Consider the following 20,397-nt stretch of genomic DNA (forward strand, 5'->3'; position numbering starts at 1 on the left):
CCGGGCTGGGGATTCTTTCGTGCGCCGCACGTACAGACAATTGTTGTTGCGTGTTCATATGGTTTTACCGTTTAGTGAATGGATAAGGTGATAAGTTCCGGCTATGGCCGCCGGGCCCTCGTGGAATGGGCCTGCAAGTAACCATAATTCTTCCGATCCGGTACGCTCAGCAGTTTATATTAAATAATCTTTATGTTAATGCCCTTTAGCACCACCGGGCTCACGTGTTGCAAAACCTTGCAGCCATATTCGAAATTAAAATAAATTATAAAGAACTAGAAGTAAAGCGACTTAAAAACAAAAGAGCCAAGCGTTTTCCCGTAGCCCGGCCTACCCATCCGGTACCCCAACCCTTACGGCTCAGTCCGCTAAAAAGCGGAAGCCCTTCCGCCTCCTGCCGGGGCAGGGAGCAAAAGGGCTTCCGCAAAACAGATGCAAACGAACGCGCTTCCTTAATGCACCTTCTCTTCCACATAGGCCGGGGCCAGCCCCAGCGTGCTGTTGGTCCAGGAGCGCACTTCCTGGCAAAGGGCGGCATCCTGCGCCAGCGACTTGCCATAGGACGGGATCATCTGCGACAGTTTTTTGTTCCATTCGGGCGAGGCGAGGCGTTGCGGGAAGCAGCGCTTCAGCAGCGTCAGCATAATGGAAACGGCAGTGGAGGCGCCGGGAGAGGCTCCCAGCAGGGCGGCTATGGAGCCATCGGCCGCACTCACCACCTCGGTGCCAAACTCCAGTACCCCCCCGTGCTCGGGGTGCTTCTTGATCACCTGCACGCGTTGACCGGCAACTTCCAGGTCCCAGTCCTCCATTTTAGCATCCGGCATATAATCCTTCAGCGCTTCGAGGCGTCCTTCGGGGGTCAGGCGTACCTGCTCGATAAGGTATTTGGTCAGCGGGATGTTCTTGATGCCCGCTGCCAGCATGGGGCGAATATTATTGATCTTGATCGACTTGAACAGGTCCATAGCGGAACCCTGCTTCAGGAACTTAGTGGTAAAGCCGGCATAGGGGCCGAACAACAGTTCGCGTTTGCCCTTGATCCAGCGGGTGTCGAGGTGGGGCACCGACATCGGAGGCGAACCTACGGCCGCCAATCCGTATACCTTGGCGTTGTGCTTTTCAATGATCTCGGGGTTGGTGCAGCGCAGCCACTGGCCGCTTACGGGGAAGCCGCCATAGCCCTTACCTTCAGGGATGCCCGACTTCAGCAGCAGGGGCAGGGAGCCGCCGCCGGCGCCGATGAAGACAAACGCCGCCCGCACTTCGCGCTTTTTACCGGAATTCTCGTCCTTTACCTTTACTTCCCAGTAGCCATGATCATCCTGGTCGAGGTCGGTTACCGAATGGTTAAAGAACATGTGCACGCCGTCCATGCTCTTCAGGCGGTTAAAAATGCTGCGGGTCAGCGCACCGAAGTTCACGTCGGTACCCTGGTCCATTTTGGTGGCGGCCACCTTGCCGTCCTTGTCACGGCCTTCCATGATCAGGGGAATCCATTCGGAGAGTTGCTTGGCATCTTCGGAATACTGCATTCCTTTGAAGAGGTGGTTTTGTTGCAGGGCTTCATACCGCTTGCGCAGGTAGTTCACGTTCTGGTCGCCCCACACAAAGCTCATGTGCGGAATGCTGCGGATAAAGGAAGCGGGCGCGGACAGGATCTTGTTTTCCACCAGGTAGGCCCAAAACTGCTTCGACTCTTCGAAAGAAGCGGCAATTTTGACGGCTTTGGAAGTATCGATGGAACCGTCGGCCTTTTCGGGGGTATAGTTCAGCTCGCAGAAAGCCGCATGGCCCGTACCGGCATTGTTCCAGGCGTCCGAACTTTCGGCGGCCGCCACGTCCAGTCGTTCAAAAATGTCGATGGTCCAATCGGGTTCCAGTTCCTTGATCAACATACCTAAAGTGGCGCTCATGATCCCTGCGCCAATCAGCACCACGTGCGGGGTTGCTGAAGCATTTTCTTTTATACTCATTATCTGCCTCCTAAGATTAAAAATGAATTTCCCCGCAAAAATACTATGCTACCGGCTGAAGTTGAGGAAAATCACTTTTTTATTCGGAAGAGTTTAAATTATTTCTATTTTTCTAATATATAAATCCTATCCCTGTTTTCCGTAAAAAAGACCCGGACACGCCAAAGGCGAACTATTTAACAGCGATTCCTATACATGAATTTTGGGCAGGGCCCCGGGCCGCCTGCACAAAGGCCTCATTACCAGTCACAGCATTTCAGGACCAGGACGCAGGCCACAACTCGCTAAGGACCCGGAGGCTCATCCAGGACAGGACGGCCACGACCGCCCAGCCGGCCGCCTGCATCCAGAGCGGGTGCCGGTAGGTGCCCATGATCTTCGACCGGGCCGCCGCTACCAGGACCACCGACAGGGCCAGCGGCAGGATCAGGCCGTTGACCGCCCCGGCCAGGACCAGCAGCCGCACCGGCTTGCCCAGGAACACAAAAGCCACCGTAGCAGTGATGATCAGCATCGAGATGATGAGCCGTTCGTGCTTTTCAAGGACCGGGTGGAGGGTTTTGAAAAAGGAAACAGAGGTATAGGAGGCGCCCACCACGGAGGTGATGGCGGCGCACCACATCACCAGCCCGAAGAAGCGGTAACCCAGGCTGCCGGCGGCCCGGAACACCGAAGCCGCCGGGTTGCCGCTGCCCAGCGAAACGCCCTGCGCCACCACCCCCAGGGCCGCCAGGAACAGCACGAACCGCATGAGCGAGGTCAGGAGAATGCCGGTGACGGCGCTGCGGGTCACCTGCGGCAGGGCCTCCGGCCCTTTGATATGGGCGTCCAGCAGGCGGTGAGCGCCGGCAAAGGAAATGTAGCCGCCCACGGTGCCGCCCACCAGGGTGATGATTTTGAGCACGTCGGTTTGTGCCGGCCAGATGGTGCGGTAGAGGGCATCGGCCAGGGGCGGCCGCGACACGAAGGCGATATAGCAGGTAAGACCTACCATCAGCAGTCCCAGTATTTTGGCAAAGGCATCCATACGCCGGCCGGCCTCACGAAACCAAAACAGGGCCAGCCCCGCTATACAACTAAGAGCGGCACCGGCCCGGGGATCCAGGCCGGTCAGCGCCTGCAGGCCCAGGCCGCAGCCGGCCATGTTGCCGATGTTGAAGGCCAGCCCGCCAAAGCCGATCAGGCAGGCCAGGGCCAGCCCCAGTCCCGGCAGTAATCGGTTCGCCAGGTCCTGTGCATGAAGTTCGCTAAGCGTGATCACCCGCCAAATGTTGAGTTGTGCACCGATATCGAGGAGAATGGAAATAAGGATAACGAAACCAAAGGAAGCCCCCAGATCAGCAGTGAACTGGGCGGTCTGGGTAAGAAAGCCCGGCCCGATGGCCGAGGTAGCCATCAGGAAGGCAGCGCCCAGGAGGGCGGAATGGTTTCCTGTACGTTGGTTATTGCCGATAGGTAAATATAATGATGGAGCGGGTGACCGTAACATACTCGGGACCATTTCACGCTCTTTGGAAGAATAATCCCGAATAAGTATCTTTTCATCCACTGTTCGCCCTTTTTCCAAAAACAGACTGTTGAACGCAACGCTCACCTGAATCCTAAATGGCCATGCGGAAGAATTTTATTGCATGCATTATACTTCCCCTGCATTTCTTACTATCCCATCGGCTCTATGGCCAGGGGAAACTACCGCCTGCAGACGTTCAACGTCATACCATTGGATTTTCTCCTTTTAATAATCATACGCATATTTCGGGTGTGGCAATCGGCCTGACCGCACATCCCTGGTCCGCATGGAACGATACTACTTATGTACAGGTAAATGGACTGAATATCGAAGTAGGACCCCTGGGAATTGTTGGAGGGATCTGGGGCACTCTATTCGGTCTTATCGGCAGGAGGGATTCCCTGCATAACAGGATGAGCATTTTCACCCATAACGCCTATTCAGACAGCACCGACTTCCGGCACGTCGTGTACGGGACGAAAATCAATGGCGTATCCGTGAGCATTGGGGGTATTTCCGAAACATTTAATTCCGGAATAATCGTGAACGGGCTCTCCGGTTATGTTTATACCACCAGCGGGATACAGGTCAGCGGCCTGTTGAACGAAATGTTTGCTTTCAAAGGGTTGCTGGTGGCAGGAATTTCCAATAAAACAAATATCGGTAAGGGGGTCCAAATCGCTCTTATAAACAATAGCAATACCGGCCAGGTTTTCCAAATTGGACTATTTAACCGTATTGGAAAAAGGGTATTACCATTTATCAACTTCGGTTTCAAAAAGGAACACAAAGCTTCCCCAGGAAAATAAACAAGCATTACCGGCATAGCTATTCGTATAGGGTCACCAATACCTGATAGGTGTCTATGGCCGGTTCCATTGGAAAGCTATACTTTATCGCACCTCAAACCTTAAGGATAGCCCGGAATCCCCTGGCGGCATAGTAGGAAGAGGCGCCGTTATGATACACGAAGACAGTACCGTAGCGGTAATCGGCGAACAGGGCCCCACCGAGTTTCCGTATAGCGGCAGGCGTTTGGATCCAACTGGAGGTCTTCGCATCGAAAGTTCCCAGCTGCTGCAGTTGCCGGTACTGTTCTTCGGATAAGAGCTCTACGCCCATATCCGCTGCCATACCCATGGCGCTGTCCTGGGGCTTATGCTCTTTCCTGGATTCCAGGGCTTCGTGGTCGTAACATACACTCCTGCGCCCTTTCGGACTTTCCGCCGCACAATCCACAAACAGGTATGCGCCCGTCTGTTGATCCCAGCCCACCACATCCGGTTCGCCTTCGGTACTCTCCATCGCATGGAGCGACCACAGTTTTTCCGGGTTGGCCTCCAGTTTGGATTGTATCGTAGACCAGTCCAACCCTTTATGCCGGTTGCCGTTCTTTTCAAAACGGGCTTTCAACAATTTGAATAACGCCTCCTGCTGGTCCGGGGACAGCAGTTTTATATCTTCCTTTACCACCATGTATAAATTATTTGTTGGCGTTGAAGGTGCGACAGCAACTCTTCACCTGCTACCTATCTTACAACAGCCATCATGGGAAAATACTCGTACCGGTTGATTTTGCTGGCAGGGTCATTGGCAATAAATTCCTGCACTTCCTGTTCGCTGTCCGCGGAAATGATTCCCAGTCCATAAACCGCTTTGGGATCCAATACCGGTCCGAAAGCCACTACTTTCCCCTGGTTCATCAACTCGGTCCAATAGCCCACATGGCTCATCATAATTGTCCGTTCTTCATCCGTCATCGTCTGGGCAAAGTCGGGTCGCGAAGGAAGCAGGTGCAATACGAAATACTTTTTGTCCATTTCTTGATTTGTTATTTAGTCTGGCCGATAAATTTAGAGTACTTCGGCCAGATTTTTCCACCGGCGCTGTCACCCGTCCGTTTTCCTATTCCCTTCGTAAGTATTCCTCCACGTTAAGCGGCGTCACGTTCCATTTATTCAATACCGCTTCCAGGATCAGCAGTTTGTCCAGCAGGAAATTTTCATTTTGCAAATCGGCTTCCGAAGCCGATATCGTCTGCCCATAATACAAGTTGCGCTGAAACCCCAGTTCTTTTTTCAGCTTCGCCTTCAATTCCTTGTTCTTTTCCAGGTCAATGAAGGGAATGATCTCGATTTTCACCGTCTTTTGCTCAGGGTCAACCAGATTTATCCGGAAATAGTATTTTCCCAATTTACCTAGTAAGAATGTCTCCAGCTCCCGGACAATACTTCCTACTCCATCCAACCGTCCGTAAAAGTCAAGTTTTTTAAAAGCAGGTTTATCAAAAAGTTTCTTTCGCTTCACCAGGTTGTTGTAATTCTGAACTACCGCAGCTACCACTGCAAACAAAGAAAAGCCAAACGCATAAAGAACCGAAAAGGGAAACCGGTGCAATATGTTTGTCCAGGTCAGTCCGTCTGCAAGGATGGGTAGAAAGGTGAAGGGAAAAACAAGGATAAAAGAAACCAGGTGACCACGGAGGAGTGTTCTTCTCTCTGCTATTATTATGGCAAGAAGGTCTTTCATTCAAAGGAGGCTCCGCTCAAAAATAACCGAAGCCGGCTATGCGGCCAACTTCCTTTTCTTAACAACTGCAAATGCTTATCCCCTCCTTTTTCAAGGCCTCGAAAATGCTGCGGGCAAAGGCTACGGCATGGCGGCCGTCGCCGTGGAGGCAGATGGTGCCGGCAGCGATGGGAATGACCTTGCCGGAAGTAGTACGCACCGCTCCTTCCTTGACCATTTGCAGCACCTGGCGGACCGACTCCTCCCCTTCCTCGATCAACGCATTTGGTTGGGTGCGGGGCGTCAGGCTGCCGTCATCGGCATAGGTGCGGTCGGCAAAGACCTCGCTGCAGAAGGGCAGGCCGAGGCGCTCCGCCTCCGCTTGCATACAACTGCCGCTCAAGCCGTATAAAATAAGGCGGCGGTCGATGGCCCGGATCGTTTCACAAATGAGGGCGCTGACGGCCGCATCCTTTGCCGCCCGGTTGTACAGGGCGCCGTGGGGCTTGACGTGGTGCAGGCGCAGGCCGGCGGCAGCGCAGACCTGCTGCAGGGCGACTACCTGTTCGCCGATCATTCCGGGCAGGTCTTCCAGCTTTACGCTGCTACCCAACAGGTCTACCCGCCCGAACTGCTCCCGGTCGGGATACGAGGGATGGGCGCCGATGGCGACGGAGTACCGGAGGCAAAGGTCCACGGTCCGTTTCATGGTGTCGGCATCGCCGGCATGGCCGCCGCAAGCAATATTGGCAGAGGAAAGAAAGGGCATGATGGCCGCATCATTGCCGGCGCCTTCGCCCAGGTCGCAGTTCAGATCGCAGTACAGCATAAAAATAGGAATTACACGAATAAAGCAAATCGGAGGAACAAGGCAATGGGCCGGAAAAAAATTTTCACTAAAACTAACCCTTTAGTTAAAAAACTAAATAATTCGTTATAGCTTTAACGTTCAATCATTGCAGATGAAAACACTCACGAAAGCAGAAGAACAGATCATGCAGGTGCTGTGGAAGCTGGGCAGCGGCTTTATCCGCGACGTGCTGGAAGCCCTGCCCGAGCCCAAACCGCACCAGAACACGGTCGCCACCATGCTCAAAATCCTGGTGGAGAAGGAGTTTGCCGCCATCCGGACATTTGGCCGCCAGCACCAGTATTATCCCCTCGTCAGCAAGGAAGCATATTCCGAGGCCAGCATGAAGAACCTGGTAAAGGGTTATTTCGACGGATCGTTCAGCGAGGCCGTCTCCTTTATGGTCCAGGAAAACAACCTGAGCCTCGATGACCTGGAAACCCTGCTCCAGCAACTCAAAAAGAAGAAGAAATGATCCCCATCGCCTTTTACCTGCTGAAGGTCACCGCCCTGTCCGGGGCCCTGTACCTCTATTACCGGGCAGCCATGCGTTCCAAAGGCCACCACGGGTGGAACCGTTTTTACCTGCTGGCCGCCACGGCCCTGTCGCTCTTGGCGCCGCTGCTGGAGCTTCCGGTGGGGCAGGCACCGGCGGAAGCAGCCCCCGGCCCCATCCGGGTGTTGCAGGTGGTGACGGACGCCGGTGCTTATGCGGAAGAAATGGCCGGGGAAAGCGGCCAGGGATACCCGTTAGAGCGCTGGGCAGGAGGACTGTATGCGGCGGTCTCCGCCTTCTTTTTGGTGCAGCTGGGAAAATCCCTGCTCCGGGTACGGAAAGTCCTCCGCCAGGGCACCCTGCAAAGGCACGGTCACCTGAAGCTGGTGCACACGTCGGCCCCGGCTACGCCCTTTTCCTTCCTGGGCTACATTTTCTGGAACCGCACCCTGGACCCCGAAAGCGAAACGGGCCGGCTGATTCTGCGCCACGAGCAGGTGCATGTGGAAGAATGCCACACCCTGGACAAGCTTTTTTTGCAAGCCGTGCTTGTCTGCTGCTGGTGCAACCCGGTTTTCTGGATCATCCGCAAAGAACTGGGCGACCTCCACGAATTTTTGGCCGACCGCAAGGCGGTAGGCACCGGCGGCACCCCGGCCCTTGCCGCCATGATCCTGCAGGCCGCTTATCCCGGCGCCTTCCACGACCTGACCCATCCCTTTTTTCAAACCTCCATAAAACGACGACTCGCTATGCTGACAAAAGATCACCACCCGCGCTCTTTCGCCCGCCTGCTGGCCCTGCCCGTCCTGGCCGTTGCCAGTCTTGCCTTTACGCTGAAAACGAAAAACGTTGTTCCGGTCGCCGCTTTCGAAAAAGAATATATTGTCGTCATTGACCCGGGACATGGCTATATGCCGGACAACAAACCGAACGGGGCCATGGCAGAGGGCCTATCCGAAGACGACCTCGTGCTGGCCATCGCCCAAAAGATCAAGGCCGCCAATACACAAAAAAACCTGCGCATCCTGCTGACAAGGGAAGACAAAAAAAATGTGGAACTGAGAAAGCGGACCATATTTACGGAAGAAAATAAAGCGGACCTATTTATCTCCCTGCACCTGGCGGCCGCCTCCGGAGCAGCTACAAAAGAAAGAACGGAAGGCATAGAAGTGTATATCCCCGCCCAAAACCAGGACCATCACCAACAAAGCACGCTCCTGGGTTCAGCCCTTATCGAACGGCTCGGCAACCTGCATACCACCTTTCCCGCGCCGCTGCAACGCAAAACCGCCGTATGGGTATTGAACAACGCCCCCTGCCCGGCAGCCCTGATCGAATGCGGGTACCTGACCGATAAAGAGGACCGCGAATTCATCCGGAAGGAAAAGAACCAGGAACAGGTTGCAGCGGCGATTTTACAGGCGATCGGTCAGTATGCCGCCCGGAAGGCCGCCGGCAGAAACGCGGACAAATCAGAGGACGATGCCCTGGTATTCCTGGATGGGAAAGAGATGGGCTCCTTAAAAAATTTCCTGAATACCGCCAAGGCGCCCCTGAATTTCCGGTCTGCCACTATACTGAACGGTGATACCGCCCGCACAAAGCACCTGGCAAAGGAGCAACTATACCGATTTACATTCAGCGCCGATTTGATTACGGTAAAACCAGCTGATGCCGCCCGTAAGAAATATGGCGAAAAAGGCAGGAATGGCGTTTATGAATTTGTTACCCGGAAAGAAGCCTCTTCCCCAAACACTCCCGTTCCGGCACCAGTTATCCCTTAGCCACCCAGCACTTCCCGTAACTTTTCCCGGCAATCCAGCTGCAGTTCCTGCAGGTAATCCTGCTGCTGCAGCAGGGCCTCCTCGGCCGCTTCCAGGGAGGTAAGGGTAAACCGCACTTCATCGTTGGGCTGCAGCTGGGCCAGGCGGTCCAGGTCCACGGAACACAGGTTGGCAATGCGCGGATAACCGCCCGTGGTCTGGTGGTCGGCCATCAGCACGATCAACTGCCCGTCGGGCAGCAGCTGCACCGTTCCGGCCGCCACCGGCGACGACACCATACCGCCCGGGTTCTGCACCGCCAGGGGGCGGCTGCTGAGCCGGAAGCCCATGCGGTCGGCCAGCCGCGTAATGCGAAACGAGCTTTCCCAAAACGCCGCAACCGATTCGGCCGTCAGCCAATCCCACTCAAAGCCCCGCAGCACGCCCAGCCGGCTGCCAGCCACCGGCTCCGGCGGCACCGCCTTCCAGTGCAGGGGCACAAACGCCCGCTCCAGCAAAAACGACCAAAGGGGAAGATCCTGCTCGAATGCCAGCACGTCGTCCTTTTGCAGCCCCCTGCCCTTCCAGCCGCCCGTTTGCAGTCCCAGGTGGGTACTGTAGCTGTGGAGCCAGGGCTCCAGCCGCAGTCCCGGCAACAAGGCCAGGTAACTGCGGGCGCCCGCCACGGGGCGGGTAAAGGCCAGCACCGACTGCGGCCCCACGGCCAGGGGCTGGTTCAGCGGAATGGGCTGGTCGTTGATGGTGGGTGCAAAATCGGCCCCGGTTAGGCACATCAGGGCCGGGCGCTCGAACAGGAAGCGGGAGGCGGGAAAATGCAGCTCCAGCACCGGCGCCCCCAGCTCCCGCCCCAGCAGGCTGTTGGCCAGCCGGGCCGAAAATCGGTCCATGGCGCCGCCGGGATTGATGCCGGAATGCTGGCCGCCAAACCGGCCCAGGTCCTGCACCGTATCAAGGATGCCCGCTTTGATAATTTTCAAACTCATCTTCTTCGATTGAATAGAATTGCACTTCGTCGCCGGGCCGGAACAGGGAGGGCACTTCGCGGGCAGGATCGAACAGCTTCAGGGGCGTCCGCCCCACGATCTGCCAGCCGCCGGGCGACGCCAGGGGATAAATGCCCGTCTGCCGGCCGGCGATGCCCACGCAGCCGGCGTCGACCTGCCGGCGGGGCTGGGCGTGCCGCGGCACGGCAATGCGTTCGTCCACCTCGCCCATGTAGGCAAAGCCGGGCAGAAAGCCGATCATATATACCCGGTAAATGCGGGCAGTATGCAGGCGCACCACCTCCTGGGGCGTTATGCCCTTTTGCCCGGCCACCAGGGCCAGGTCGGGCGCAAACTTCAGGCTGTAGCAAACCGGTACCGTCAATTTACGTATAGCCCCATCGGCGGCAACCGCCGGCTCCGCATGCATTTGCAGGATATGCCCTGCCACCGTTTCATAAGCCGTAACCCCACCGGGGCTGAACTGCCGCACCGTATAGACATCGTAATAAACGGCCAGCGAACCGTAGGCCGGCACCACATCCAGGAGGCCGGGCAGGTCCAGGGCCCGGATCCGGTGAAACAGGGCCAGCACCGCTTCGTTCAGCTCCCCGTCGATGGCATCGCCGAAATGCACCAGCAGCGCCGCGTCGCCCAGGGGCTGTATACGAAATGAAGGAAATCCCATGAACGATGACCCTTTAGGGAATGAAGATAACGCAATGATCAGGAGAAAGGAAGGAAAGTGGTCCACTTTATGAAACGGACCGCTGCCCACAGTGCGGTGCACCGCCCCGGGCTTCTGCGAAAAGCACTACATTTGCGCCGCCCGTCCGGAACCTCCGCTTGCCTGCATCCTCCGGCCTTTTAGTCACCCGTTATCGAAAACCTTTATGTCCATCATCGACCAATTGCAGGGGAGAAAGTTCAGCCCCAAAGACGATATTTTATCCGGCCTGACCGTGGCGCTGGCCCTGGTGCCGGAAGCGGTGGCCTTTTCCCTCATTGCCCACGTCAGCCCCCTGACCGGGCTGTACACCGCCTTTATGATCGGCCTGATCACGGCCGTGCTCGGCGGCCGCCCGGGCATGATCTCGGGCGCCACGGGGGCTATCGCCGTCATTACCGTGGCGCTGGTGCTGAGCCACGGTCCGGAGTACCTGTTTGCCGCCGTCATCCTGATGGGCCTGATCCAGGTGGCCATCGGCCTGCTGAAGCTGGGAAAATTCATCCGCCTGGTGCCCCATCCCGTTCTTTTCGGCTTTGTCAATGGCCTGGCCATCGTCATCTTTATGGCGCAGCTGGAGCACCTCAAAACCACCGACGCTTCCGGCGCCTCGCACTGGCTGACCGGCGCCCCGCTGTGGATCATGCTGGCTTTCATCGGGCTGACCATGGCCATCATCCATTTCCTGCCCAAACTGACCAAAGCAGTTCCCTCCTCCCTGGTGGCGGTGGCCATCGTATCCGCCCTCATCATCGGCTTCGGCATCCCCACCAAATCCGTAGGCGACATCGCCTCCATAGCGGGCGGCCTGCCTGAATTCCACCTGCCCCAGCTACCACTCAACCTGGAAACCCTCCGCATTATCTTCCCGTATTCCCTGATGATGGCGCTGGTGGGCCTGATCGAGAGCCTGCTGACCCTGACGGTGATCGACGAAATGACGGAAACCAGGGGAAGGGGCAACAAGGAATGCATCGCCCAGGGCCTGGCCAACCTGACCACCGGCTTTTTCAGCGGCATGGGCGGCTGTGCCATGATCGGGCAGAGCGTCATCAACGTCAGCTCGGGCGGGCGTACCCGCCTGTCGGGCATCGTGGCCTCCGTGGGCCTGCTGCTGATCGTGCTTTTCGGCTCTTCGCTGATCGCCAAAGTGCCCATGGCGGCGCTGGTGGGACTGATGTTCATGGTGTGTATCGGCACCTTCGAGTGGGCGAGCTTCCGGATCTTCCGCAAGGTGCCCCCCACCGACGTGGCGGTGATGGTGCTGGTGACGCTGATCACCGTTATTTACCACAACCTGGCGGTGGCGGTCATTTCCGGCGTGGTGATCTCCGCGCTGGCCTTTGCCTGGGAAAATGCCACCCGCATCCGGGCAAGAAAATTCGTGGACAGCCGCGGCTGGAAGCATTACGAGATCTTCGGCCCGCTGTTCTTTGGCTCGGTCAGCGGCTTCCAGGAAAAGTTCGACATCCCGAACGACCCCGAACACGTGGTAATCGATTTTAAGGAAAGCCGGGTGGCGGACCACTCGGCCATCGAAGCCCTGAACCGGATCACGGAACGCTACCGCAAGGCAGGCAAAAAGGTGCACCTGCGCCACCTGAGCGAGGACTGCCGCCTGCTGCTCCACAACGCCTCCGAGCTCATCGAGGTCAACTACTGGGAAGACCCGCACTATAAAGTGGCGGATAACCAGTTGGAGGGCTAAGGAAAGTTTACGAGTTTACGGGTTTACAAGTTCGTTCCTGAGTTCTTTTAAACCGGACAGGTTGGGAAAACCTGTCCGGTTTTTTTGCAGACCGCCAATGACCAATGTCAATTGTCCATTGACTATTGCCCTCCTTAATTCAGGCTGACCTGCTTTTTGGCTTTGCTGCCTTCGATGATTTGGAGGGCGAGGTTGCCGGAGATCTCTTCTATGCCGCCCACCTTGCGGATGTACCATTTGAGTTCCTCGCACTGGTACAATTCGGTTAAGCGGCCGGGCAATACGGTGATTTCCTGGTGCAGGAAATTATGGGCGATGTCGGCTTTTACTAAATACGTTTTAATGACTTTCATGGCGATGGAGTTTGGTCAGCGCCGGCCAGCAAGTTCTTGCTGAAACCTGTTATTTTGCACTGATGTTTTTTAATCAGGAGCCCCCTTCGGGATCGTTCCTTTGTTGCTTAAACGAAGGTAATCACCGCACCGGTGGGAATATGCGGCTCCTGACGCGAATCATGCCCCCGGGTCCAAAGCTGATAAAAATCACCGGGACCAAACCCTCATTTCAACTTAACCACAAATACGTATGAAGATTGTTGTTACCGACGGATATACTTTAAACCCTGGCGACCTGAGTTGGGACGCACTCCGGAACCTGGGCGAAGTGGAAGTTTACGACCGTACGCCGGAGGAGGCGATCGTGGAACGGTGCCGGGACGCCGCCATTGTCCTGACCAACAAGGTGCCGCTCCGCAAGGCGGTGCTGGACGCCCTGCCGCAGCTGCGGCTGATCGGGGTAACGGCCACCGGCTACAACGTGATCGACACGGAGGCCGCCGCGGCCAAAGGCATCACCGTCTGCAATGTGCCCGCCTATGGCACCGCCTCCGTGGCCCAGCACAGCTTTGCCCTGCTGCTCGAGCTGACCAACGCTGTGGGCCGGCATGCCGCTTCGGTTGCCCAGGGCCGTTGGCACCGCCCTTCCGACTGGAGCTACACCCTGGCGCCCCTGACCGAACTGAGTGGAAAAACGATGGGCATCGTGGGCTTTGGCAATATTGGCCAACAAACCGCCCGCATCGCCCGGGCCTTCGGCATGGAGGTCATGTACAACAGCCGCAGCCCGAAGGATACCGACCTGGGCACCTTTGCCGCCCTGCCCGAGCTGTTTGGGCAAAGCGACGTGGTGTCGCTCCACTGCCCCTTAACGGCCGACAATACCGGCTTTGTCAACCGGCAGCTGCTGCAGCGCATGAAGCCCACCGCCTTCCTGGTCAATACGGCCCGGGGTCCGCTGCTGAACGAACAGGACGTGGCCGATGCGCTGAATGAAGGCCGCATCGCAGGCGCAGCCGTCGACGTGCTGTCCACCGAACCGCCGGAAAAAACGAATCCCCTTCTAACAGCAAAAAACTGTATCATCACCCCCCACAACGCCTGGATGAGCCGCGAAGCCCGCCAGCGCATCATGGACCTAACGATTCTAAACGTACAGGCCTACCTGGACGGACAACCGGTAAACAAGGTTTAAGGCTGGGAATAACAGTCAAGGGGTATGCGGTAAACCGCTACCCCTTAACTCGTAAACCCGTAAACTATTTCTTCGACCGCGTCCACTTCCAGGAATCGATTTCGGGGTCTTTTTCCACCGCCTTTTCCACGTCATCGGGCAGCTGGGCGAAAAAGTCCAGGCCGGTACGCTTTTCCAGGTCGTCCACGGGAACGGCAAAGCTCTTCAGCGTGGCGGCCGAAGCCTCGTTGGGCAGCAAAAAGCCGATGGCCCTGGCCTTGCCTTTTTTCAGCTGCAGCACCGCCTTGAAATAATAGTCCGGAACCGAAACCTTGTTGGGGCCGATGGTGGCCAGCTTGCCGGTCAGCACCGGGCCGGTAACAATGAAGATGCTGTCGTAGGTGACGCCCCAGAACCGCACCAGCTCTTCCAGCCGGCGCCAGACGCCGCGGTTGAACGCCGGCTTCTGGGGGCTGATATTGCTGTAGTAAAACGATTCGGCCATGGTGACCTTCGAGCCGTCCATGTCTTCGGCCGGGGCCAGGTGGCCGCGGTCGAAGCCCGACCCTTCGTAATCGGCATTGCCGGCCGAACCCTTCGCCACTTCGGGATCGGCAAGAAACCGGTCGGTACGGGCATGGTTGGCGGAGCGCAGTTCGCCCTTGCGCGTCAGTTTATACGCCACCCAGTTGGCCTGCTCATGCTTTTCATTGTAGGAGAGCGTATAGCCGGCATGCCGGATCAGCTCCTCTCCTTTCAGGGGCGCCGGCAGCCCTATGTCCTTGCCTGCCGGAACGGGAGTGGAAACCGTGGATTCGTCGCCCCCTTTTGCGGGGGGAGGCGGGGCCGGGGCATCATTGCAGCCCACCGCACAGGGTATCAAAAACAACGCGAAAAGGTATCCTTTCATAGGGGCAAATATACCGGGATGTTGACGAGTTTACAGGTTTGCAAGTTTACGGGTTGGGGGAAGTGCCCCATTCTTTAGGTATTGTTTTTGGATTTACATTCTGCGTTCCAGGCGGTTAAAATACAGCCGGCTCCGCAAAAGGGCGCCCCCGGGTTCCTATACAAATTTCCCGCGAAATACTAAATTTTTTATTCCGGAAAAGCTAAATAAATTAGCAAAACAAACGGGATACCGAACCCGGTATGGAGGACAGTGATCGAGTGAACAGGTGAACCATTAAATTAAAAAACAATGCACAATCCATTTGTACCATTCAGCGAAAGATTATTATATGCATTAGCAGAAAGCGGCAAAGAATATTTTGTCCGGCAAACGCTCTCCCTTGAAAGTGATTGCGGGCTGGAAGGCAGCTTCCTGTTTACCCACTATTCCAGCCAGGCGGAGGCCCAGGCCCATTTCGGCGCCCTGGACCAGGATATTTACCGCAAGCTGTACGACTGGAAAAATCCCGAAGACCGTGAAAAGCTGCTGATCGCCGCCCGCCGCCCGGCCGGCTACCGGATTTACGCCGCCCTCTTCCACCCGCAATGGCAGAAAAGCATTTCCCAGGAATTCGTGCGCAAGCTGCGCACCTATATCCAATCCAAACTGGGATGGAACCCGGGGAAGGGCGAAACCGTTCACCCCGCTATTTACCTCGAATTCGGACAGCTTTATACCCGCCTGCGCTACAAAACTCAGGAAGTTAGCGTTAAATTCGAGGAAATAGAAAACCACTTCTGATGTGTTATGACATTTCCTTCAGTGCCGGGGTGGAACTGATCACGGATTATTTTCCCAACCTGGCAGTCGATCCCCAGGTGCATTTCGACTTCGGCCGCTATATCCATGTGCAGGCGCAGGCCTTTTCCCGCTATCCCGTGGTGCTGTTCGAAAACGGGCAGTACCGCCTGAAAAGCTTTGAATGGGGCGTGATCGCCGGTTATATGGACACGCCCGAAAAGATCAAAACCGGCCGCAAATGGATGTGCAACGCCCAGGCCGAAAAGATCCGCGACGACCAGCGCTCCTTCTGGCGGCGCATCCGCTATACCCGCTGCCTGGTGCCGGTGACCGGCATCTTCGAACACCGCGAGATCAGGAACTGGAAGAACAAAGTGCCCTACTACATCTACCAGAAAGGGCGCCCGATGTTCTGCCTGCCCGGCCTGTACCACTACCCCCACCTCGCCGATCCCGAGACCGGCGAGGTCACGGGCACCTTTACCGTCGTCACCCGCTCCGCCAACAGCCGCATGCAGCAGATCCACAACTGCGGCGACAACGCCCACCGCATGCCCCTTTTCCTGCCCCGCGACCTGGAAACCCAGTGGCTCCTCCCCGACCTGGAAGACCACGAACTGGCCCGCCTCCTGGACTACCAGCTCCCTTCCGAAGCGCTGGAAGACTGGCCGGTCTATACCATCCGCACCTCCAAGGAACGCCCTGACGGGAAAAGCAAGACCGAGCCCTTCGCCTGGCCCAGCCTGCCCCCCCTGGGCCAGGACAGCAACGTCCAGGAACTGTTTTAACCTCACCCCCGGCCCCTTCCAACTGGAGAGGGGTGCCCAAACTATAGTCTTTTCCCAAAGGGTAGAAGAGAGAAGCGCGTGAAACAGAAAAGCCTTTTCCGGTGTGGAAAAGGCTTTTCTGTTTAAGAAAACTTTATTGGGATCAAACCAGCAGGATAAAATTCAGGTTTGGGCACCCCTCTCCACCTGGAGAACCTGTCCCGCCTCAGCGGGAGGGGCCGGGGGTGAGGCCACCATACCTTCTAAAAAACCACTGACATCATTGACCCACTTCTGGCGGTAGCGTAACAGGTAGCTTTCGTGGCCGGCACGGGGGTAGGTAACCAACTGCTTGGGCCCCTGCAAACGGGCAAAAATGGTGTCGATCTCCCGGCGGCTTACCTTGGGATCGCATTCGCCGTACAGCAGCAGCGTGGGACAATGAACACTTTTGGCATATGTTTCGGGATTGTGACTGAAGGCCCAGAAACCGTTTTGCAGGCCGCCCCAGAACAGCAGCAGCCCCGCCAGCGGAAAGGAGGGCGCACCCGCCAGGCGAAAACGGGCGGAAACGGTCTGGTACATGGAGCCGAAAGGACATTCAATGAAGATGGACGCCGGCTGGAACCCGTAATCGTGGATCGCTTTCAGGATCGCTACGGCACCCATGGACGTGCCAAACAGGTGGATGTTCTTTTCCCCCTGCGCCTGCAGGTAATCGTAACAGACTTTTACTTCACCGGCTTCCTGCACGCCGATGGTGGTTTGAACGCCTTCGGAGCCGCCGGAGCCGCGGAAGTCGACCAGCAGGGTGTGGTAACCCATTTTTCGAAACTCCATGGCCTTAGGCAGCAGCCCCGACTTTTCGCCCCCGTAACCATGAAACAGCACGATCGTGCCTTTGCCCGCGGCGGTGTCGGCCCGGATCATCCAGGCTTCCAGGGTTTTGTCGCCCCGTAGCTGCACCACCTGGTAAGGAACGGACGGCCGGGCGGCGGTTTGGGGCCGTTGCAGGTCTACGCCCAGGAACAGCATTTTCAGCATTTCGGCCTTGGACAATCGGAGGTTGCCGGCCTGTTCGCCCGTCCGCACAAAGTGCGTCAGGCGCCACGCATGCATAAACGCAATGCCGTTCAACAGAACGACCACCACCAGGAACCCCCGGATCATAAAGCGCAGGACAGGATGTCGTTTCATAATAACTCCCTGAAAGTTAAAACGCCGGAACCGCCATTAAAGTTTACGGCAGCCATTTTTTTTCCAAAACCCCAAATGAAAAAGGTTGAACAGGCGTTTCTGTTCAACCTCGGTACTTTTTTCCGGGGCCTGTTGCCAGGCGGTTATTTAATGGCTGCGAAATATTTTTCCAGTTCGTTCTTTTTATGGGCGGCGCTCATTTTCTTCAGCTCGCCCTGGAGTTTCAGGTTGTTGGCAGGAACGGCGGCATACTGCAGCACCCTTTTGGCGGCATGGAGCTGCAGACTGGCCGCATCTTTAGGGGCACCCTTGCTTTCAACGGCCAGTTGCACCAGGGCAGCCATATACAATCCCAGGATATCCGGGTCGTCCGCAAAGGGTTTGGCATACTTGCCTTCCAGGTTCAGGCTGTAGTCGGGCGTGCCCTCCATCCATTTCATCAGGAACTGGATGGCATATAACCGGTCGAGATCGTCTTTATCGAATTTGGTGGACAGCAGCAGGTGGCTGGCATGCAACACCTGTTCTTCGGCTTTTTTGAAATCCGTCTTGTGTTCCAGCTTCACGGAAGCATAACCGCTCTGGGCACGGGAGGCCGTGGCCAGGGAAAAACAAATGACAAATAAAAATATACACCTCATAGTATCTGTTTTGGTGAGGAAATCGAAAATACCGCTTACAAAATAGCAATAGAAAGGTAGAAAACAAAACCGTATCGCCCCCAGGCTTTCGGCGAATGCCTGGTTCGGAACGGCGAACGCCCTGTTCTTCGCACAAAATAAGGCCCTCAAATCTTTCGATTTGAAGGCCTTACTGAATGCACCTTCGGGGTGGCAGGCGGAACCTTCTCAACCGGCCTGCTCCCCTAAGGCTCTTTGAAGATCCTGAAGAGGATCCTTCATCGATTTTTCCATAGGGAAAAGACGTTGGACACATCCCTTCCAATGGTATCTCCATCACTATCGGTACTACCATACGGCGTACTTCGTACCTCGTACTTATTCCTCACATTTCCGGCTTCGTTGCTTCTTTGGACTTCGTCGCCTGGGAAGTTTCCTTGCCGGCCATATTCTTTTTCAGGATGCCGATGTATTTCTGCACATCCCCGTTGCCGGGATCCAGTGCCAGCAGCTTTTCGAAATAAGCGATGGCGGCGGCGTAATCTTTTTCCGCATTGGTTTTATAAGCGGCCAGGTAGCCGTACGCTTCGATCAGCCATTTCTTGTTGGTAGAATTGTCGGTAGTATCCTTCTCCAGCATGTCCACCACTTTCTGGTAGTGCGGAACAGCCAGTCCGGCGGTCATGGCCGTATCGATGGCGGCGCTGCTGCGGGCCCTCCAATAATAGCCAAAGGTCTGCTCGGGATATTTTTCCATGTAGCGGGCGAAGACCGAGTCGGACTGGACAAACTCTTTAGCCCGGTAGTGCGCCAGGCCCCAGTTGAACAGGTCGACGTTGGTGGCCTTCGGGTTGCCGTCGGTGTATTTGCCCAGCCAAAGGGCCTGGCCGGAATAGTCCTGCAACCCTTTATAGAGTTCCGACAGCTTCAGGTAGGAGGCGATACGGGCCACACTGTCTTTTTCCAGGCGCACGGCCTTTTGGAAAAAGTAGCCGGCGGAATCTCTTTTCCCTTCCATGGAGGCATAGATCTCTCCCATCATTTCATAGTCCTTCTGCACAAAATCGCTGTCGTTGGCGGTGGCGAAGTAGCGGTTCATATACTGCAGGGCGGTCAGGGAGTCGTGCTGGTCCTTATAGCTGTAGGCGATCAGCTTGTTCAGACGGGGCGCCGACTTAGGATCGCCCTTACTGATCAGTTCCTGGGCGTGGGCGATGGCGGCATCGTAGCGCTTGTTCAGGTACAGCAGGTCGGTATAGGCATAATCGTTCTGCGCATCGGCATCGCTTTTAGCCTGGTAGCGCTGGAAATAATCCATGGCCTTGGCGGGATCCTTAAAGTAATAGTGGTAGTACAGGCCATAATAAGCCGGGGCGTAGAGCGAATCCTGCGCCACTACCTCGTTGTAAAACTTCAGGTACATTTCGGGGTTCTTCTGCGTGGCGAAGATCTTGCCCAGTTGGTATTTGGCGGCGGCATAGTTGCCGTCGGCGTTCAGGGCCTGCTGGTAGGCTTTATAAGCCTCGGTACCGTTGTCGAGCTTGCGGTAGGCATTGCCCAGGGCGGTAAACAGCTCGGCGCTGTTCTTTTTACGTTTGAGGGCCTTATTCAACTGCTCGATGGCATAATTGGCGTCACCGGCCTTCTCCTCGATATGGGCATTGGCCACGGCCAGCAAAATGTCGGCGTTCTTCGATTTGGTTTTGTCCAGCGCCTGTTCGAAATACAGGCGGGCGCTGTCGGCTTTTTGCTCCTGCAGCAGCACGGAGCCGTAAGCCACCTGGAAATAAGGTTCCTTTTTTACGTCTTCCGGCGCCCGCTGGAGGCTGTCTTTCAACAGGGCGGTTTCCTTTTTCGGCAGGTAGGCCTGGCTCAGCACGTACCAGGTTTCAGCCCTGGAGGGATCGGCTTTCAACAGGGCATGAGCCGCGGTTTTGGCACTGTTATACCGTTCGTAATAATTCAGCTTTTTGGCATCCTGCAGGTCCTGGGCCGTCAGCAGTTTGGCCAGGAAGAGACAGGAGGTAATCATCATTGTCCTTTTCATACACATCGGTGGGTTTAGG

The 20,397-nt window shown here is 56.2% G+C and carries 20 protein-coding genes; 7 read left to right on the forward strand and 13 right to left on the reverse strand.

Features of this window, described 5'->3' with window-relative positions:
* Nucleotides 1–452: 452 nt before the first annotated feature.
* Entirely contained in the window at nucleotides 453–1,976 is a 1,524-nt protein-coding gene (locus tag V9K67_RS13450; protein WP_336723271.1) for a malate:quinone oxidoreductase, read from the reverse strand.
* Between the two features lie 256 nt (nucleotides 1,977–2,232).
* On the reverse strand, nucleotides 2,233–3,465 hold the full coding sequence (locus V9K67_RS13455; RefSeq protein ID WP_336723273.1) for an NRAMP family divalent metal transporter: 1,233 nt from the start codon (nucleotides 3,463–3,465) through the stop codon (nucleotides 2,233–2,235).
* A 122-nt stretch (nucleotides 3,466–3,587) separates the two neighbouring features.
* On the opposite strand from V9K67_RS13455, the gene V9K67_RS13460 reads away from it, so the two are divergent.
* Nucleotides 3,588–4,295, forward strand: coding sequence for a hypothetical protein (locus V9K67_RS13460; protein WP_336723274.1), 708 nt, complete (start codon nucleotides 3,588–3,590; stop codon nucleotides 4,293–4,295).
* A gap of 94 nt (nucleotides 4,296–4,389) precedes the next feature.
* Here V9K67_RS13460 and V9K67_RS13465 read toward each other — a convergent pair whose 3' ends face one another.
* From V9K67_RS13465 to V9K67_RS13480, 4 genes are all read right to left on the reverse strand, one after another.
* Complete coding sequence (locus V9K67_RS13465; RefSeq protein ID WP_336723276.1) at nucleotides 4,390–4,962, reverse strand: DUF4256 domain-containing protein; 573 nt, start codon at nucleotides 4,960–4,962, stop codon at nucleotides 4,390–4,392.
* A 53-nt stretch (nucleotides 4,963–5,015) separates the two neighbouring features.
* Nucleotides 5,016–5,306: a YciI family protein gene (locus V9K67_RS13470; RefSeq protein WP_336723277.1), complete on the reverse strand. Its 291-nt coding sequence runs from the start codon at nucleotides 5,304–5,306 to the stop codon at nucleotides 5,016–5,018.
* Between the two features lie 85 nt (nucleotides 5,307–5,391).
* Nucleotides 5,392–6,015 (reverse strand): hypothetical protein, encoded by a 624-nt coding sequence (locus V9K67_RS13475; protein ID WP_336723278.1) that lies wholly within the window; start codon nucleotides 6,013–6,015, stop codon nucleotides 5,392–5,394.
* Between the two features lie 58 nt (nucleotides 6,016–6,073).
* Nucleotides 6,074–6,823 (reverse strand): 5-oxoprolinase subunit PxpA, encoded by a 750-nt coding sequence (locus tag V9K67_RS13480; RefSeq protein ID WP_336723280.1) that lies wholly within the window; start codon nucleotides 6,821–6,823, stop codon nucleotides 6,074–6,076.
* 133 nt (nucleotides 6,824–6,956) lie between these two features.
* Here V9K67_RS13480 and V9K67_RS13485 point away from each other — a divergent pair, with 133 nt between their 5' ends.
* Nucleotides 6,957–7,319, forward strand: a complete 363-nt coding sequence (locus V9K67_RS13485) for a BlaI/MecI/CopY family transcriptional regulator (RefSeq protein WP_336723281.1) — start codon at nucleotides 6,957–6,959, stop codon at nucleotides 7,317–7,319.
* Nucleotides 7,316–9,127, forward strand: a complete 1,812-nt coding sequence (locus tag V9K67_RS13490; RefSeq protein WP_336723283.1) for an N-acetylmuramoyl-L-alanine amidase — start codon at nucleotides 7,316–7,318, stop codon at nucleotides 9,125–9,127. Before V9K67_RS13485 ends, V9K67_RS13490 begins: the two co-directional genes overlap by 4 nt.
* On the opposite strand, the gene V9K67_RS13495 is transcribed toward V9K67_RS13490, so the two are convergent.
* The gene (locus V9K67_RS13495) at nucleotides 9,124–10,110 is read right to left on the reverse strand and encodes a 5-oxoprolinase subunit C family protein (RefSeq protein WP_336723284.1); all 987 of its coding nucleotides are present in this window, start codon (nucleotides 10,108–10,110) and stop codon (nucleotides 9,124–9,126) included. The genes V9K67_RS13490 and V9K67_RS13495 overlap by 4 nt on opposite strands.
* Nucleotides 10,076–10,798: a 5-oxoprolinase subunit PxpB gene (pxpB, locus tag V9K67_RS13500; RefSeq protein WP_336723285.1), complete on the reverse strand. Its 723-nt coding sequence runs from the start codon at nucleotides 10,796–10,798 to the stop codon at nucleotides 10,076–10,078. The genes V9K67_RS13495 and pxpB overlap by 35 nt, the downstream gene beginning before the upstream one ends.
* A gap of 205 nt (nucleotides 10,799–11,003) precedes the next feature.
* Here pxpB and V9K67_RS13505 point away from each other — a divergent pair, with 205 nt between their 5' ends.
* On the forward strand, nucleotides 11,004–12,545 hold the full coding sequence (locus V9K67_RS13505; protein WP_336723286.1) for a SulP family inorganic anion transporter: 1,542 nt from the start codon (nucleotides 11,004–11,006) through the stop codon (nucleotides 12,543–12,545).
* Nucleotides 12,546–12,679: 134 nt separating this feature from the next.
* Here V9K67_RS13505 and V9K67_RS13510 read toward each other — a convergent pair whose 3' ends face one another.
* Nucleotides 12,680–12,898, reverse strand: a complete 219-nt coding sequence (locus V9K67_RS13510; protein WP_336723288.1) for a hypothetical protein — start codon at nucleotides 12,896–12,898, stop codon at nucleotides 12,680–12,682.
* A 232-nt stretch (nucleotides 12,899–13,130) separates the two neighbouring features.
* On the opposite strand from V9K67_RS13510, the gene V9K67_RS13515 reads away from it, so the two are divergent.
* Nucleotides 13,131–14,075, forward strand: a complete 945-nt coding sequence (locus V9K67_RS13515) for a D-2-hydroxyacid dehydrogenase (protein ID WP_336723289.1) — start codon at nucleotides 13,131–13,133, stop codon at nucleotides 14,073–14,075.
* A 64-nt stretch (nucleotides 14,076–14,139) separates the two neighbouring features.
* Here the strand turns inward: V9K67_RS13515 and V9K67_RS13520 are convergent, their stop codons facing one another.
* Nucleotides 14,140–14,964, reverse strand: a complete 825-nt coding sequence (locus V9K67_RS13520; RefSeq protein ID WP_336723291.1) for a DNA/RNA non-specific endonuclease — start codon at nucleotides 14,962–14,964, stop codon at nucleotides 14,140–14,142.
* A 291-nt stretch (nucleotides 14,965–15,255) separates the two neighbouring features.
* On the opposite strand from V9K67_RS13520, the gene V9K67_RS13525 reads away from it, so the two are divergent.
* Together V9K67_RS13525 and V9K67_RS13530 are read left to right on the forward strand one after the other, a co-directional pair.
* Nucleotides 15,256–15,747, forward strand: coding sequence for a hypothetical protein (locus V9K67_RS13525; RefSeq protein ID WP_336723293.1), 492 nt, complete (start codon nucleotides 15,256–15,258; stop codon nucleotides 15,745–15,747).
* Nucleotides 15,747–16,535 (forward strand): SOS response-associated peptidase, encoded by a 789-nt coding sequence (locus V9K67_RS13530; RefSeq protein WP_336723296.1) that lies wholly within the window; start codon nucleotides 15,747–15,749, stop codon nucleotides 16,533–16,535. The genes V9K67_RS13525 and V9K67_RS13530 overlap by 1 nt, the downstream gene beginning before the upstream one ends.
* 162 nt (nucleotides 16,536–16,697) lie before the next feature.
* Here V9K67_RS13530 and V9K67_RS13535 read toward each other — a convergent pair whose 3' ends face one another.
* The 3 genes from V9K67_RS13535 to V9K67_RS13545 all read right to left on the reverse strand — a co-directional run bounded on the left by V9K67_RS13535 (nucleotide 16,698) and on the right by V9K67_RS13545 (nucleotide 20,378).
* Nucleotides 16,698–17,711 carry an alpha/beta hydrolase gene (locus V9K67_RS13535; RefSeq protein ID WP_336723299.1) on the reverse strand — a complete coding sequence of 338 codons (1,014 nt, stop codon included), beginning with the start codon at nucleotides 17,709–17,711 and terminating at the stop codon, nucleotides 16,698–16,700.
* A 143-nt stretch (nucleotides 17,712–17,854) separates the two neighbouring features.
* Nucleotides 17,855–18,352 carry a hypothetical protein gene (locus V9K67_RS13540; protein ID WP_336723302.1) on the reverse strand — a complete coding sequence of 166 codons (498 nt, stop codon included), beginning with the start codon at nucleotides 18,350–18,352 and terminating at the stop codon, nucleotides 17,855–17,857.
* Nucleotides 18,353–18,716: 364 nt separating this feature from the next.
* Nucleotides 18,717–20,378, reverse strand: coding sequence for a tetratricopeptide repeat protein (locus tag V9K67_RS13545; protein WP_336723305.1), 1,662 nt, complete (start codon nucleotides 20,376–20,378; stop codon nucleotides 18,717–18,719).
* Nucleotides 20,379–20,397: the final 19 nt, after the last annotated feature.

The sequence above is a fragment of the Huijunlia imazamoxiresistens genome, assembly GCF_037132455.1.
GTDB classification, from domain to species: Bacteria; Bacteroidota; Bacteroidia; order Chitinophagales; family Chitinophagaceae; genus Flavisolibacter; species Flavisolibacter imazamoxiresistens.